Source organism: Rhizobium sp. BK251 (assembly GCF_004345245.1).
GTDB lineage: Bacteria > Pseudomonadota > Alphaproteobacteria > Rhizobiales > Rhizobiaceae > Rhizobium.
On the sequence record NZ_SLUQ01000003.1, the window covers coordinates 129,602 to 145,583 of the forward strand.

Here is a 15,982-nt window from a genome sequence, read left to right on the forward strand (position 1 = left end):
GCGGAAAGGACGAGTCTCATGAACATGCAGACGACGAGCCGCCTCACTGCGGCAGAGACGGCGCTGATCGAGGCCTTCAACGACCAGATCGGCGACCTGCCCGGCGACGGCGCGGTCACGGCGATCCGCGACCGCCTGCTCGACGACCTTAAAAAGGGCGGCCTGCCGACCCGTCGCGTCGAAGCCTGGCACTACACCGACCTCAAGGGCTTGCTTCGCAACGTGCCGTCGCTGCAGGGCGATGCCGGCACGGAGGCAGGCGAACCCCTGGTCGAAGGTTCGCCCGTTCTTGCAGTCCTGCAGGGCGCAAGCGATCACAATGCCTCGATCGATGGGCTTGGCGTCAGCGCCTATTCGGAACAGCTCCTGGATGGTACGGCCGCTGCGGGCCTCGTGGCGCTCGGCAGCGACGATGCGGTCGGCCGCATCAATGGCAGCTTTGTCCGCGATGGCTACGTGGTCGACGTTCCCGAGGGGACCGAACTCGAGGCTCCGCTGGAGATCCAGCTGCGCCATGCCGGCGGACAGACCCACACTCGTCTTCCCGTGTCGTTCGGGGCAGGCGTGAAAGCGACCGTGATCGAACGTCACCAGTCGGTGACCGGCGATGCGGCGCTTGTGTCCCATGTCAGTGACATCTCGGTCGGGCAGGGCACGGAGCTCACCTGGATCATCCTGCAGCAGCAGGGCGCAGAAGACACGCATCTCGGCCAGATCCGCGTCGATCTCGGCCCCGATGCCAAGCTGAAGCTCTTCGTCATCAATACCGGCGGCAAGCTCGTTCGCCAGGAACTGCACCTGAAGGTGACCGGCGAGGGTGCCGATCTGACGGTGCGTGGCATCAACCTGCTCGGCGGCGACACGCATACGGACGTCACCATGGTGCTCGGCCACGACGTCCCGCACACCGGTTCGACGGAAATCATCCGCAACGTCGTGTTCGACCGTGCCAAGGGCGTCTTCCAGGGCATGATCCGGGTTGCTCCGGATGCCCAGAAGACCGATGCCAAGATGGCCTGCAACACGCTGCTGATGTCAGACGATGCCGAGTTCTCGGTCAAGCCGGAGCTCGAGATCTTCGCCGACGACGTGCAGTGCGGGCACGGCGCGACGGTCGCCGATATCGACGAAAACCACCTCTACTACATGATGGCGCGCGGCATTCCGAAGAACAAGGCGCGGGCAATGCTGGTCAACGCCTTCGTTGCCGAGATCGTAGAGGAACTTGAGGACGAAGCCCTGGTCGAGGCGCTGGAAGGCGTCATCTCGGCCTGGCTGGAGAACCACGCCTAGAGCATTATGCCGAGACGGTTTTCGGACGACGTCATGCTCTCATTTGTTTGATTCCTGAGCGGATCATGATTTCAGGTCGCTTCGACCTGAAATCATCCGGCTTCGGGCGGAGTGATCGAGATGGACAATATGGTTCCTGCAAGCGCCTATGATGTCGAAGCCATCCGCAAGGATTTCCCGATCCTTGCGGAGAAGGTGCACGGCAAGCCGTTGGTCTATCTCGACAACGGCGCCTCGGCCCAGAAGCCTCAGGTGGTGATCGACGCCATCTCGCACGCCTATTCGCATGAATATGCCAATGTGCATCGCGGCCTGCATTATCTCTCCAACGCCGCGACCGAGGCCTATGAAGCGGCGCGCGAAAAGGTTCGTCGCTTCCTGAACGCGCCGTCGGTGGACGATATCGTCTTCACCAAGAATTCGACCGAGGCGATCAATACGGTCGCCTATGGCTGGGGAATGCCAAAGATCGGCGAGGGCGACGAGATCGTCGTGTCGATCATGGAGCACCATTCCAACATCGTGCCCTGGCATTTCATCCGCGAGCGGCAGGGCGCCAAGCTCGTCTGGGTGCCGGTGGACGACGAGGGCGCCTTCCATATCGAGGATTTCGAGAAGAGCCTGACTGAGAAGACCAAGCTCGTCGCGATCACCCATATGTCGAATGCGCTCGGCACGGTCGTGCCGGTCAAGGAAGTATGCCGCATCGCCCACGAGCGCGGCATTCCCGTCCTGATCGACGGATCGCAGGGTGCGGTGCACCTGCCGGTCGACGTGCAGGATATCGATTGCGACTGGTATGTGATGACCGGCCACAAGCTCTATGGGCCGTCGGGCATCGGCGTGCTCTACGGCAAGAAAGATCGGCTGCGCGAAATGCGACCGTTCCAGGGTGGTGGCGAGATGATCTTCGAGGTGACGGAGGATATCGTCACCTACAACGATCCGCCGCATCGCTTCGAAGCCGGCACGCCGCCGATCGTCCAGGCGATCGGGCTTGGCTACGCACTCGACTACATGGAAAAGATCGGCCGCGAAGCGATTGCCCGCCATGAGGCGGACCTTGCGGCCTATGCCGCCGAGCGGCTGCAGTCGGTCAATTCGCTGAGAGTATTCGGGACTGCGCCGGGCAAGGGTGGTATCTTCTCATTCGAACTTGCCGGCATCCATGCCCATGACGTCTCCATGGTGATCGACCGCCAAGGCGTTGCGGTTCGCGCGGGCACGCATTGCGCCATGCCGCTCTTGAAACGCTTCGGCGTCACCTCCACATGCCGTGCATCCTTTGGCCTGTATAATACGCGGGCAGAGGTAGATGCGCTGGCCGACGCTTTGGAATATGCGCGCAAGTTCTTTGCCTGAGGAAAATGCCATGAGCCTTGATGAAAGCGAACAGAAGATCGACGTGCGCGAAGGGATCGTGCACTCCAGCATTCCCGAGGACGAACTCGCGCGCCTCAGCGACGACATCATCATGGCGCTGAAGACGGTCTATGATCCGGAAATCCCTGCCGACATCTTCGAGCTGGGTCTGATCTACAAGATCGACATCGAGGACGACCGTGCCGTCAAGATCATCATGACGCTGACGGCGCCGGGCTGCCCCGTAGCAGGCGAAATGCCGGGCTGGGTCGAGAATGCCGTTGGCTCCATCGAAGGCGTCTCCGGGGTCGAGGTCGAGATTACATTCGATCCGCCGTGGACCCCCGAGCGCATGTCCGAAGAGGCACAGGTGGCGGTCGGCTGGTATTGAAGCCTTAAGCCGTCCGCTTTACATTAGATTCGAAGCGCCGGATCTTGACCCCGGTTGCGGAAGGAGAATGAGCCCATGGGCTTTGCAGTGATGAGCATGACGGAAGCCGCCGCGGCGCGCGTTAGGGCGATCGTCGAGAATTCCGGACCGGAAGCCAAGGGCGTTCGTGTCGGCATCAAGAAGGGCGGCTGCGCGGGCATGGAATACACCATCGATCTGGTGACCGAGCCCAACGCCAAGGACGACCTGGTCGAGCGCGACGGCGTCCGGGTCTGGGTCGAACCGTCGGCAGTTCTCTATCTGCTCGGGACCGAAATGGATTTCGAGACGACGACGCTGCGCTCCGGCTTCACCTTCACCAATCCCAACCAGACCTCTGCCTGCGGCTGCGGCGAGTCGGTGGAACTGAAGCCCGCTGACCTTGCAGCGCTTGCCGCGCAGCGTCAGACGGAAGCCGCGCATTCCTGATATCGCGAATTTTCAGGCTGACGGGAAATTGACCGTCAGCCAGTCATGCACGAACGCAGGTTCATTCTCGTGCAGCCCGTGGCCGGTGGGAAACAGCCGCGCGGTGAGCCTCGCACCACTTCTTTCGATCTGATCCCTGACCAGCGTGAAATCCTCCGGAGCCCGGCGTTCGTCGGATGCACCGCCGAGGACGAGGACTCGATGGTTGCGTAGATCCGGGAAGTTCGCGCCGGGAGCCGGCGAAAGCGGCCGCAACAGTATCGCTCCGGCTATGGTTTCGGGTCGGTGGAGCATCACCGAGGCGGCCATGATCGCGCCGTTCGAGAAGCCGAGAAGGACCGGCGGCTGTCGCAGCACGCCATTTTCCAATGCTGCGCGTAGAAACTCCCCAAGATGAACGGTCTCTCTCAGGAGGTCGGCATAATCAAGCGTGCGGTCTGGATGCCTGCGAAAGAAGGCAAAACCATCCTCCCATGCGACCGCGCCCCTGAGCGCCAGATAGGGCCTGTCCGGGCCGACCCTGTCGGCCAGTGTCAAGAGACTGCGCTCGTCCATGGCGCTGCCGTGCAGTAGCACGAGCGGCGTCGCATCCAGTTCGGTCCGTCCGGCGATATGGAGGAAATCTTGAAACTCGGGCATGGGACCGATCTGCGTCAGTGGTGAGCAACGGCATAGGTCCGATTCAAGACGCTCTTATAACAGTGCCCGAAATTTCCCCAGTATACTGATCTCCATTTCTTGCGCGCTTTCGCAACCGGATTCGCGTCTTGGGACGGCTTAATCATCCTCCGCGGTGCACAGGCGTGGCTCCGGACTTGCCGATGTATCGCAGTTGTGAAAAAAACAATGATCGAAAACACTCAGATTTCCTCCGTGGTGCTGGGGAGGCGAGGCTTTAGGGCCTGAGGATCGAGATCGTTGATTGACAATGCTTTGACTTTCGATGCCCGGACGGGTGAGATTGCAGCGGTGACGGGCGCGTCGACCGCGCTGCGCGTTGCCGTTCTCATTCCCTGCTACAATGAAGAGATGACCGTCCGCAAAGTCGTGGGAGACTTTCAGCGATCGCTGCCGGGCTGTGTCGTCTATGTCTTCGACAACAATTCGACCGATCGCACCCGGGAGACTGCCCTTGCGGCGGGCGCCGTCGTTCGTACGGTCGCGGATCAGGGAAAAGGCAATGTCGTCCGGCGCATGTTCGCCGATATTGACGCGGATATCTACCTGCTCGTCGACGGGGACGACACCTATGATGCGGCAAGGGCGGGAGAGCTTGTGAACGTACTCTTGGCCGGCGGCCTCGACATGGTCGTGGCGACGCGCCAGTCGGATGAACGCGAGGCCTATCGACGCGGTCACAGGTTCGGCAATCGAATGCTGACTTCCTGCGTGCGGTTTCTGTTCGGCCGTGCATTTTCCGACATGCTGTCCGGATATCGCGCTTTCTCGCGCCGTTTCGTGAAGTCGTTCCCGGCGGAATCGTCCGGCTTCGAGACCGAGACCGAGCTTACAGTTCACGCGCTTGGCCTGCGCATGCCGATCGGAGAGCTTTCGACGGCCTATGGCGTGAGGCCGACGGGATCGGCCAGCAAGCTCAACACCTACCGCGACGGTTTCCGGATACTGCTCACCATCCTGCGTCTGTTCAAGCGGGAGCGACCGCTGCTTTTCTTCTCGCTCGGCTTCGTCGTATGCGCCCTGGCCTCCATCGGCCTCGCCGCGCCGCTGCTGGAAACCTATCTGGAGACCGGTCTCGTGCCGCGTCTGCCGACTGCACTTCTCAGTGCGTCCCTGATGCTCTTCGGCACCGTGTTCCTCATCTGCGGGATCATCCTCGATACGGTCACGCGCGGCAGGAAGGAAGCGAAGCGGCTCGCCTATCTCGCTGTCCCCGGGCCCTGGAAGACCGGCTTTGCCGAGAACACGACGGCAAGGCAAGTCGCCGCGCAATGAGCTCGGAAGCGGACGTTTCCCTGAGCGTTCCCGTGGAGAAAGGGCGCCCCGGCGGATGGGTCAATTCGCGGCGCACATGGATCACCGCCATTTTTGTCGTTCCCGCCCTGTTCGGCCTGTTTTCTGTCATCCTCGGCGCCGACACCAACTGGGACAACTACAACTATCATCGCTACAACGCCTTTGCCCTGCTTCACGGCAAGCTCGGGATCGATCTCGCGCCTGCCGGGATGCAGGGTTATTTCAACCCGTTCCTCGACCTTCCTGCCTATTGGCTGAACCTGCTTCTCCCGCCATGGATGGCGGGATTCGCGTTGGGCGCGCTCCACGGTTTCGCCTTCGTCATCGTTCTCGGCATTGCGCGCATCGTGCTTGCGGGGCTGCCGCAGGCCGATGCCTACCGTGTACCGCTGCTCCTGGCGGTTGCCGGCTGCCTGACGCCGAACTTTCTCTCCGGCATCGGCAACGGCATGGGAGACAACTTCACGGCGCTCTTCACGCTCGCCTCGCTCTGGTTCTTGCTGTCGCGCTGGGCGATCCTTGCGGAGGTCAGCGTGGCTGCGGTGGCGGCGCTGCTGTTCGGCGGATTGGTCGTCGGGCTCGGGGTAGGGCTGAAGCTCACCAACGCGGTATTTGCTGTCGGGCTGTGTGCGGCACTTGTGCTCTGCTATCCCGGCGGACTTTTGCTTCGACTGCGCCTCGGTTTCGTGTTCGGGCTCGGTGTCCTGGCCGGTATCGCGGCGACCGGCGGTTACTGGATGTTTCGCCTGTGGCAGGCGTTCGGCAATCCCTTCTTTCCGCAGTTCGGCGCGATCTTTCCCAATCCGCTTGCGCAGCCGATCGCGGTCGGCGACACGCGGTGGCTGCCGCAGGGTCTGTTGGAGGTGCTCGCCTGGCCCTTCCTATTCACGATCGACGTGCATCGGGTCGGCGAACTTTCGATCCATCAGCTGATCTGGCCGGCGGTCTACGTCCTGTTCTTCGCCTGGGCCGGCCGCTCTCTGTGGAAGAGGGCAATGGGGCGAGATCCGGCTGCCAAGCTCGATCCCCGAACGCTCTTTCTCCTTGCGTTCATTGCCGTCAGCTATCTGGTGTGGATGAAGCTATTCAGCATCATTCGCTACGTCGTCGCGATGGAAATGCTGGTGCCGCTCGCGATCTTCATCCTGCTGACGCGGCTGGTTTCCTACGCCCATGCGCGCCGGCTTACAGGCTGGGGACTTTCGCTTGCCATTGTCTTCATGATTGTCAGCGGCACGCCGAACTGGGGTCACGAGAGCTGGTCGAATCCCCTCTATCGCGTCGAAGAGCCTGATATTTCCGAGCCCGGGAAGGCGACCGTACTGCTTGTTACCTCGCAGGCGAATGCGCCGCTTGGCTGGCTGGTGGCCTCCTTTCCGCCGGAGGTGAGCTTCATCGGCCTGGAAAACAGTTTCCCCGCAACGCCTGCTTTCGTCGAGCGGGCGCGCGCGATGGCCCAACAGAGAGGCGGGCCAATCTATGTCATCACAAGTGGTGCTACCGACCGCCGGGCGGCAAAGATGGCAGTCTATAACGACGTGGCTCGCTTCCTCGGCCTGACGCAGGAGGCGGAGGGCTGCGCAAGACTTCGTGCCATCGTCGGAAAGCTTCGGCTGCGTGCGGAAATCGAGGCGGTGGAGGATGGGTCGGCGAGCTGCCGCGTGGTTCCGCGAGCAGGTGACCGTGTCAATATCGATGACGGCAACCGTGCGCTCGTGGACGAGGCCGAGGCGGTTTTGACGCGGAGCGGTTTTGCGCTCGATCGCGGCTCCTGCCGGACATACGATGCCGGGATCGGAGGAGGATCCCGCCCTTACCAGTTCTGCCGGGCCGGTCTTGTCTCGGACAACTGAGAAGAGCGCCGCCGGACGGCAGCGGTGGCCGCTTCCGAAAGCTTTCAGTCGCGCTTGATGCCGAGAAGAATATCCCAGAGGTCGGCGCCGGTCTCGAAGACTGCGGCGTTGGCCTTGTAGCTCTGCTCGGCCTCGATGAGATCGGTAAGTTCGGTTGCTGGATCGACTTCGGAATCGGTCTGGCTGACGACGGCCTGTACACCGCCGGGGGCAGTCGTCAGGCTGGTCGCGAGGCGGCCATAGCTCGCCGACGAGACGTTCGCGAGATTGTTGGCGATCGCGCCGACGCGCTGTGTCTGCGCGAACATGCCCGAAAGGGCAGTAGCCGTGATGCCCGATATGCTCATCAGCCGTTCTCCCAGCAATGGATCGATCCTTTCTAGCGGCAAGGGCTTAGGGAGCGGTGAAGGCGCAGCGTTAGCGGACGGTTACCCTGCGAGCGGATGGCTGGCGAGCTGTGCCGATGTGGCACGACGACCCTGCCGCCGCTGACAAGATGCTTGCGATGGGCGGGTGGCAGTCCCGATATGCGAGGAGCGGGAGCAAGGAGCGAGGCCCTCTGGCTTCGCGGGAGATTTGCCGTTACCCATTGAGCTGCACAGGCTGCCATTACCCCGTCATGGCAACATTCCGGAAGGTCTTTTGAATGAACCGCGTTCCGAGTTTCAATTGGGCTGAAAGCTTTCGATACGGCTTTCGCGACTGCGTCTATCCGACATCGATGGAGGCGGTGTGCGAGGCCGTCGCCCGGGCGCCGAAGATAAAGGTCCTTGGTTCGAGGCATTCGTTCAATGCCATCCCCGACGGCGAGGTCGCGATGATGCTGACCGAGTTGCCGATCGACCCTGTGATCGAAGCCGACGGGCGGCAGGTCTCGATCGGCGGGCACGCCACCTATGGCGAGCTTGCGCATTTCCTGCACCGCCACGAGCTCGCGATTCACAATCTCGCTTCCCTGCCTCACATCTCGATCGCCGGAGCAATCGCCACGGCAACGCACGGCTCCGGCGACCAGAATGGAAATCTGGCAACGGGGGTATCGGCGCTCGAATTCGTGACGGGCGATGGAAGCATCGTGCGGATGAAGCGCGGTGATCCCGACTTTCCCGGCATGGTCGTGCATCTCGGCGCACTCGGCGTCGTCACGCGGGTAACGCTGGAAGTCCAGCCGGAATTTCAGGTCGCGCAATCTGTCTACGAGGGCCTTCGCTGGGCGGCGCTGCTCGACAACTTCGATGACATCATGGCTGCGGGCTACAGTGTCAGCGTGTTCACGCGATGGGGCGACGAGGCCGGCACGCTCTGGATAAAGCGAACCACGCCTGCGCAAGGCTGGCCGGAGGCGCTCTACGGCGCCCAGCGCGCCACCATCAAGCGCCATCCGCTGATCGGACTGAGCCCCGAGAATGCGACCGAGCAGCTCGGAGTGCCCGGTTGCTGGGCCGACAGGCTGCCGCATTTCAAGCTGGGCTTCACGCCCAGCAACGGCGAAGAGATCCAGTCCGAGTTCCATGTGCCGCGGCGGCACCGTAGAGCTGCGATCGAGGCGCTGGTCTCCATCCGCGACAGGTTTCGCCACCTAGCGCCGGCAAGCGAATTCAGAACCGTCGCCGCGGACGAACTCTGGATGAGCCCGCAATTCCGGCAGGACACACTTTCCGTTCATTTCACCTGGATTCGCGACCAGCAGGCCGTGAACGCTGCGGTGGCCGACATCGAGGAAGTCCTTGCTCCGTTCGGGGCCCTGCCGCACTGGGGGAAGGTCTTTGCGGCGCGGGCCGTGGGCGCAAGATACGAAATGCTTCCCGAGTTTGCCCGGCTGCGCGATCGGATGGATCCGGAGCGGAAGTTCTCGAATCCATGGCTTGAAGAGGTCGTGTTCGGATCGGCCATTTGAGGCCGTCGTGGAAGGCGGCGACAGCCACAATTGACTAGACTGCGTGTCGCCGCTGTGCTCCACTCGCCGGGCAATGTGCAGCCATTTTCAAGGCATCCGAACCCAAGGAGTCCGTCATGGGCAATACTGAGGTGCACAGCAAAACAACAGGCGAAAATCCACGGAAGCAGGCACTCGACACAAAGCTCGAGATCGTGGTTATCCCCGTTTCCGATGTCGATCGCGCCAAGCGCTTCTACGGCGACCTAGGCTGGCGGCTCGATGCGGATTTCGCCAGGGATGACGGCTTCCGCGTCATCCAGTTCACGCCGCCGGGCTCAGGCTGCTCGGTCATTTTCGGCGCGGACGTCACTTCTGCGAAGCCCGGCTCGGCACAGGGCCATTATCTCATCGTCTCCGATATCGAGGCGGCCTGCGCCGATCTCGTCCGCCACGGTGTCAAGGTCAGCGGACCGTTCCACGATGTCGGCGGCATCTTCCACCATGCCGGCGAGAAGGGTCGCCTCGACGGGCCGGATCCGGCGCGGGGCAGCTATGCCTCCTTCGCCTCCTTCAGCGATCCGGATGGCAATGGCTGGCTGTTCCAGGAGATCACGACCCGCCTGCCTGGACGCGTGGACGAGAAGGTCACCAAGTTCACCTCGTCGGCGGAGCTGGCGGCAGCGCTGAGGCGCGCCGGCGCCGCCCATGGCGAGTACGAAAAGCAGATCGGCAAGCATGACGATGGCTGGCCGGACTGGTATGCCGAATACATGGTCAAGGAGCAGTCGGGCGGATAGCCTCCGGCCCGCATCGACAGGTCGAGGCGATACGGGCGCGTCGCTGCGAGGGCGGCGCCGAGTTTCGTGGGGGTTCGGCGCCGCGTAGACACAGGCACCTTCATAGGCAATCCCAACAGCTTGCCGGAGGATCATCATGTCGACGCCTAAGCGTCCGTCCTGCATCGTTCATTGGAGCGAGATCGAAAAGCCGGACGATACGCATTATGACGAAGATGACGAGCTCATGAGCATTGGCGCGTCTCTCGGCAGGTATTTCCGCCTGGGGAAGCTCGGTATTCATCATGAAAGATTGCCGCCCGGCCGGCGCACCTCCTTTCCGCATGCCGAGAGCGCCGACGAGGAATTCGTCTTCGTCATCGAAGGCGAGCCCGACGTCTGGCTGGACGGTCATCTTCATCGGCTGAAACCGGGCGATGCCGTCGGATTTCCGGCCGGCACGGGGCTCGCGCACAGCTTCCTCAACAATACCGAGGCAGAGGTCCGGCTGCTCGTCGTCGGCGAACGTACCAAGCCCGAGAACCGCGTCTTTTACCCCCGCCATCTCGATCGCAGGAACCTGCATCCTGGCTGGTGGGACGGTCATCCGACACATGATCTCGGTCCTCACGACGGGATGACGGATCGGGTGCGTGCTGCGAAGGCCGGGCGCGAGGACGGGTAGGTCGGGTCTGGGTGAGGGAGGTGGTCCTGCGGACCGGGCATTTACTGGGCTGCGCGGGACGGGCTTGCGTCATCCTCGCCATCGATCCGATGGTTCAACTCAAAGTGTGCTATAGCGCTTAGGCATGGTGCTGGGGGGTGTCACATGTCCGACTTGCTGCTGCGGGAACTGTCTGTCGCTGCGTTCGATTGCCCGGTGATCACTTCGGGTCACGAGGACTATGACCGCTATCGCAAGGTCTGGAACGGCGTGGCGGATCGCCGTCCGGCCGCGATTGTCCGGGCGCGTGGCCTGGAAGATGTCAGAAAAGCGGTGGTTGCGGCAGCAAGAGCCCGAACGCTGCTTGCAGTACGCGGCGGTGGGCACAGCCTCCCTGGGCTTTCGACATGCGATGACGGACTGGTCCTCGACCTTGCGCAACTCAATGACGTCGTCGTCGACCAGGAGGCGCAGACTGTGGAGGTGGGCGGCGGGGCGCTGCTTCGCGACCTCGATCAGGCAACAATACCGCTTGGCTATGTGGTCCCTGCCGGCGTGATCTCCCATACCGGCGTCGCGGGACTGACGCTCGGTGGCGGAATGGGCTGGGCGAGCAGGAAATACGGGTTGACCATCGACAGCCTGCTAGGCGCGGAACTCGTTACCGCCGACGGCAATCGCATCTGGACGAGCCGGACATCCGATCCCGAGCTTTTCTGGGGCATTCGCGGTGGCGGCGGTAATTTCGGCGTCGTGACGCGCTTCAAATTCAGGATGCATCCGTTCGGCTCCATTGTCGCCGGGCAATGGAACTACGAATTCGGGAGGACTGCGCAGGCGCTTCGCACCCTCCGCGACCTGGCGCGCGAGCGGCCCCGGGACTTCACGGTGACATTGACGGCGACAGCGTCCGGGCTCGGCGTAGCGGCCGTCTGGCTGGGCGATGAGAGGCTTGCGGATGCCATGCTGTCACCGCTCGGTGAACTGGCGGGCGCCGGGACGGGGACGATCGGGCCTATGCCATATCTCAAGCTGCAGAGTCGCAACGACGAGCATTTCGCGTCGTCGCGGCGCTACTACGCAAAGGGCGGTTTCTGGCGCGACATCGGCGACGAGGCGATAGCCCATATAGTCGACGTGGTCGCGAGGGCACCGACGCCGGACTGCGAGATCTTTGCGGTGCAGCTCGGAGGCGCCGTTTGCGACATATCGGACGCGGCGACGGCCTATACCGGAAGAAATGCCGGATATTATTGGCTTTCGGAGCCGGTTTGGGACGACCCCGCCGATGATGAGGCGTGTCTTGCCTGGGGCCGGGCCGCCGCCAGGTCGCTCTCCGATCCGTCGATGGAGGGCAACTATGTCAACGAACTCGGCGACGCAGGTGCGGACGTGGCGCGCGAAGCCTATGGTACGGAGAAATACCAGCGCCTGGCACGCCTCAAGGCGCGGCTCGACCCAGACAATCTGTTTCGCCTCAACCAGAACATCAAGCCTGCCGGCACTGCCGCGGTGTAACCTGCGGACGCGAGATATCGGGCAGGGGGTACTTGCGGATGCTGCCGGTGTCATGTAGTTTGCCGCCGTCAGCAACCTTAGAAGGAGGGCGTGTAATGACAGTCGTTTCCGTATTCCGCGCCACTCTGGTCGCAGGGCTCCAACTAATCTAGCCTTTTTGGTTGTCGGTTGAGCTCAGAAGGTTGCGAACCGCATTCAGGTTCGACCTCTGCCGCTGTTTGGCGTTTTCCAGATTTACAGCACGCAACTTGATGGCCTCGGGCAATATTGCGCCGAGAACCACTGTTGCCACGCCATTTCAGCTTCAAAGAGGACGCGGCTGCCCGCTGGTGCGCCGTGAGCAACCATGAGACAAGAACAAGAACTTGCCATCGACAAACTGACCGCCGCGATCAACGAGCTTTGCGCGGAATTCGGCGTGTGGGAAACCACGCGCGCCTTGGCGGCTACCCTGTGGAGACGTCGACAGGGACCAAACGGGTACTCGGATCTCTCGGACTGGATGTCCCGCGATATCGGTGTTTCCAGAGCGCCTGAGCTCGATGCTGGATTTCGACAAGGCGGCCGATCCGGACTGCCATGAAACGGCTTCTGACGAGCCGGAGGTCACGGGGCACCGTTCCAGGAGAACGGGGACCGTGACCTCCGCGCCCGTTTGGTTGAAGTGCAAGGGAGGCGAGGGCGGCGTCGCCGTTAGGCCCGTGCCATCATTTCTGGATTACGGCACATGTGCCTCGTTTCGTAAGCCGGGCGCTGGCTCGGAGACAATGGAGTCAACGCAGATCGCGTGGAGGTTGCGCGGTCCCTATTCGAGTTGGATTATTGTTTAAAATCATGTATATCTAGAATTGTACTGTAGAAATTTTCCGAGTTACAGCGAAATTCCTCGTGCTTCTTGCGGCCTCGCGCTTTTCGGCGGCGCGGACCGATCGCTGCGCTTTGTGCAAGCTTGTTACGGCCTAGGGCCATTCGAGGGAGGCTGAGATGTGGGAGTGGTGTCGGCGTTGGCTTGCCAAACGTTTCAATGTCTATTCTGCAAAGACCGATCCGATCTTGTTGTACTTTCTGAGCATCATCGACGTCCGGCTGCGCTGGTTTCAAAGCCGAGCCGGCAACTTCGACGAGGCCAAGAAGTACATTCTTGAGGAGGTTATAAAGCGTCGCGATCGGCTCGAGAATTCCTCACCGGGCATCTACACCGACTCCGAAGCCTGGACGGAAGCCTATCGTCTCGAGCGCCTGATGGCGTTGCTCGAGCCAATCGACAATCTACTTTACGAAATTCGCCTGCGATTGGACGAGGCTTCGGCGGAGCGGGTGAGTGCCGAGCCGCGCCTGCGGACCGCTCTCTCCATGGCGGAAGCCAACGCATTCGACAACTCCAGGTCCCCGCCGGAACTCAAGCCGGACGGAGAGTCGATGCTTCGCGCACTGCTGCTCGAGATTCTCGAGAAGACACATTGGACGACGCAGCGCAAATTCTTCGCGCGTCCAATTCAGATATCGGCCACCCGCAAGATCGTCTGGGCCGGCGTTTTCTCGTTCGCCCTATTCGTACTTCCGTACGCCTGGATCTATGTCGATATCTATATAAGTCGCGCCGACCAAAAGATACCGACGGACTTTCTCGTCGGTCTCCCGTTTTATACCGCGCTTACGGCGGGGCTGTTCGGCGCATATTTCAGCCGGCTGCTTTATATTCAGAAAAATGCCGGCAACATGTCCGTCGGAGAGTTGAAGACGGCACGCGAGCTGACCTCAATATTCCTCAGAGGCGTCGTCGGCATGTGTGGCGCGCTGGTGGTGTTCTTCTTCCTCCGCTCGGGAATGGTCGACGGCAAGCTGTTTCCGACTTTTCCCCGATTGAGCGTCATGGAGGGGAAGGTTCTCTTGTCCGATGCGGTCCCTGGGGTGGGTAACGCGTTTGGGCAGGACGTTGGTTCTGTCCGCCAGATCCTGCCGAGCCCGGACCTGGCTCTGCTCGCCATCTGGTGCTTCCTTTCCGGCTTCTCCGAGCGGCTCGTCCCAAGCATCTTGTCGACTACGGAGCAAACCCTGGGGGATGCCGCGAAGGGCGGAAAGAAATAAGTCCTCGGCATGGACGGCCGGAAGCGAAGCGCCCAACCTCCAACAACCTGAAGCGCGTTGCGATCTTTCAGATTCGCGTGCCGCGCTTCAGGTGTTGTTTGCGCAGATATTCCCATCCGAAACCGATTCCCGCATTCGAAGATATGCGTCAGAAGAAGCGGAAATCGTCCGCAGTCAGCGCTGTTCCGTGGTTCAGGGTTGCGAAGATCACCGCGGCTGCGTCACCGCTGCCATCCGCGTCGTACAGGAGATGGCCGGACGCCTTGTCGTAAATGATGCGGTCGTCTGCATCCAGCGCGGCCTTGCCCTTGACGAAGGCGTCAGGGTCGAGGGCGCCGGCAGTCATGCCCGCAAAGACCGAACTGTCCAACGAGATCGTGTCGTCCTTCGAGCAGAAATCGAGGATCCTGTCGGCGTTTGCCCGTCCAGGCTTGAGGTCGAAGACGAAAGTATCGCTGCCGGCCCCGCCGAAAAGCATGTCGCGTCCTGCACCGCCCTTGATGATGTCGTTGCCGGCGCCGCCATGCAGGCGATCGTTTCCGGCTCCTCCCGCGATCTCGTCATTGCCCGCGCCCCCGCGCAGGACATCCTTGCCCGCGCCGCCGTCGAGAAAATCATTGTAGGCGCTGCCGATGACGCGGTCGTTGCCGCCCATCGCGGCTACGGCGACCGGATGATCGGAATCCTTGTAGCTGACATGATCCTTGCCGCCGGTCAGATCTATGTGCTCGGCCGGCGGCGCAATGGTGATGGTGATGGTCGCGAGCTTGCTGTTGCCCTGGCCGTCGGTGGCATAGACGGTGAAGGTGTCGGTGCCGGTGAAGCCGGCCGCCGGCGTATAGTCGAAGAGGTTCCCCTTCAGGTAGTCCTGATGATAGTGCAGGCTGCCGCCATACTGGCCTTGGGGAAATGGATAATATCCGGCCTCGTAGCGCGTCTCCTGCTCCACCGTGCCATGATCGGGCCCATCGACGATGACGAATTTCAAAAGGTCGAAATCGGTATCGGCCGCGCTGAACTTTATGTCGTCGAGTGACTGCCCCGGCGCGAGCGTGAAGTTCATGTCGGCGACGGTGGGGTCATGATTGACGAAGGTGTCGGGCTGAACGGTGCCGTTTTCCAGGATGATCTGATGCTCGCCATACTGGGTGTTCTGGCCGGTGAAATATTCGTTCGCGCCCTGGTAGGTGATCTTTATGTCGTTGGGGCTTTCGGCGGTCACGGCGACTATCTTCGTCGAGAGATAGGCAGCCTGCGCCGAGAGCGTGCGGATATAGTTGCCCTCGTTGTCGAACACCATGGTCTCGACGGTCGTGAACAGCTGGGTCCTGCCGTCATTGGTGAAGGTGGTGACGGTGAAGAAGCCATCGAACACATCGACCGAAGCGACGTCCACCCATCCGTATGGATAGTCGGAATGAGCGCCTGTCGGGCCGAGGACGTCGCCGTCCTTTTCCTTGATGTCGAAGAGGATCGCATCAGGGCTTTGGTTATTCACATCTTCCCAAACGGTAAGCTCACTGCCATTGCTCAATGTGGGCATCGTGGTTTCCTTCGTCACGGGGAAAGCGGTCTGCGGGCACCCCTACAGGGGAGCAAATTAGCTCCACCTGCGAAGCGATCAACCATGCCAATCAAGGGGTAATGCACATTCGATGGACTACGCGGACGGTCGACAGGGGCCGGGCAGGGCGCGATGATAGCGTCGCCTTGGCA

The 15,982-nt window shown here is 61.7% G+C and carries 14 protein-coding genes; 11 read left to right on the forward strand and 3 right to left on the reverse strand.

Annotated features, from left to right (window positions below; translation table 11 throughout):
* The first annotated feature begins 18 nt into the window (after positions 1–18).
* The 4 genes from sufD (at position 19) to sufA (ending at position 3,514) form a co-directional block, all read left to right on the forward strand.
* Positions 19–1,293, forward strand: coding sequence for a Fe-S cluster assembly protein SufD (gene sufD, locus EV286_RS07685; protein ID WP_132956444.1), 1,275 nt, complete (start codon positions 19–21; stop codon positions 1,291–1,293).
* Between the two features lie 120 nt (positions 1,294–1,413).
* Positions 1,414–2,655 carry a cysteine desulfurase gene (locus EV286_RS07690; protein ID WP_132956445.1) on the forward strand — a complete coding sequence of 414 codons (1,242 nt, stop codon included), beginning with the start codon at positions 1,414–1,416 and terminating at the stop codon, positions 2,653–2,655.
* Positions 2,656–2,665: 10 nt separating this feature from the next.
* Positions 2,666–3,046: an SUF system Fe-S cluster assembly protein gene (locus EV286_RS07695; RefSeq protein ID WP_132956446.1), complete on the forward strand. Its 381-nt coding sequence runs from the start codon at positions 2,666–2,668 to the stop codon at positions 3,044–3,046.
* Between the two features lie 75 nt (positions 3,047–3,121).
* Positions 3,122–3,514, forward strand: a complete 393-nt coding sequence (gene sufA / locus EV286_RS07700) for a Fe-S cluster assembly scaffold SufA (protein WP_132956447.1) — start codon at positions 3,122–3,124, stop codon at positions 3,512–3,514.
* Positions 3,515–3,526: 12 nt separating this feature from the next.
* Here sufA and EV286_RS07705 read toward each other — a convergent pair whose 3' ends face one another.
* On the reverse strand, positions 3,527–4,153 hold the full coding sequence (locus EV286_RS07705) for an esterase (RefSeq protein WP_132956448.1): 627 nt from the start codon (positions 4,151–4,153) through the stop codon (positions 3,527–3,529).
* A gap of 390 nt (positions 4,154–4,543) precedes the next feature.
* Between EV286_RS07705 and EV286_RS07710 the strand changes: the two genes are divergently transcribed.
* Positions 4,544–5,467, forward strand: a complete 924-nt coding sequence (locus EV286_RS07710; protein ID WP_132956878.1) for a glycosyltransferase — start codon at positions 4,544–4,546, stop codon at positions 5,465–5,467.
* Positions 5,464–7,341: a hypothetical protein gene (locus EV286_RS07715; protein WP_245500647.1), complete on the forward strand. Its 1,878-nt coding sequence runs from the start codon at positions 5,464–5,466 to the stop codon at positions 7,339–7,341. The genes EV286_RS07710 and EV286_RS07715 overlap by 4 nt, the downstream gene beginning before the upstream one ends.
* Before the next feature lie 44 nt (positions 7,342–7,385).
* Here EV286_RS07715 and EV286_RS07720 read toward each other — a convergent pair whose 3' ends face one another.
* Positions 7,386–7,688, reverse strand: coding sequence for a flagellar basal body rod C-terminal domain-containing protein (locus EV286_RS07720; RefSeq protein WP_132956449.1), 303 nt, complete (start codon positions 7,686–7,688; stop codon positions 7,386–7,388).
* 299 nt (positions 7,689–7,987) lie between these two features.
* On the opposite strand from EV286_RS07720, the gene EV286_RS07725 reads away from it, so the two are divergent.
* The 5 genes from EV286_RS07725 (at position 7,988) to EV286_RS07745 (ending at position 14,266) form a co-directional block, all read left to right on the forward strand.
* The gene (locus EV286_RS07725) at positions 7,988–9,238 is read left to right on the forward strand and encodes a D-arabinono-1,4-lactone oxidase (RefSeq protein ID WP_132956450.1); all 1,251 of its coding nucleotides are present in this window, start codon (positions 7,988–7,990) and stop codon (positions 9,236–9,238) included.
* 116 nt (positions 9,239–9,354) lie between these two features.
* Positions 9,355–10,017, forward strand: a complete 663-nt coding sequence (locus EV286_RS07730; protein ID WP_132956451.1) for a VOC family protein — start codon at positions 9,355–9,357, stop codon at positions 10,015–10,017.
* A 136-nt stretch (positions 10,018–10,153) separates the two neighbouring features.
* Positions 10,154–10,681 (forward strand): cupin domain-containing protein, encoded by a 528-nt coding sequence (locus EV286_RS07735; RefSeq protein ID WP_132956452.1) that lies wholly within the window; start codon positions 10,154–10,156, stop codon positions 10,679–10,681.
* A gap of 144 nt (positions 10,682–10,825) precedes the next feature.
* Positions 10,826–12,178 (forward strand): FAD-binding oxidoreductase, encoded by a 1,353-nt coding sequence (locus EV286_RS07740; protein ID WP_132956453.1) that lies wholly within the window; start codon positions 10,826–10,828, stop codon positions 12,176–12,178.
* Between the two features lie 984 nt (positions 12,179–13,162).
* Positions 13,163–14,266: a hypothetical protein gene (locus EV286_RS07745; protein WP_132956454.1), complete on the forward strand. Its 1,104-nt coding sequence runs from the start codon at positions 13,163–13,165 to the stop codon at positions 14,264–14,266.
* Between the two features lie 148 nt (positions 14,267–14,414).
* Here EV286_RS07745 and EV286_RS32745 read toward each other — a convergent pair whose 3' ends face one another.
* Positions 14,415–15,809: an Ig-like domain-containing protein gene (locus tag EV286_RS32745; protein WP_132956455.1), complete on the reverse strand. Its 1,395-nt coding sequence runs from the start codon at positions 15,807–15,809 to the stop codon at positions 14,415–14,417.
* Between the last annotated feature and the right edge of the window lie 173 nt (positions 15,810–15,982).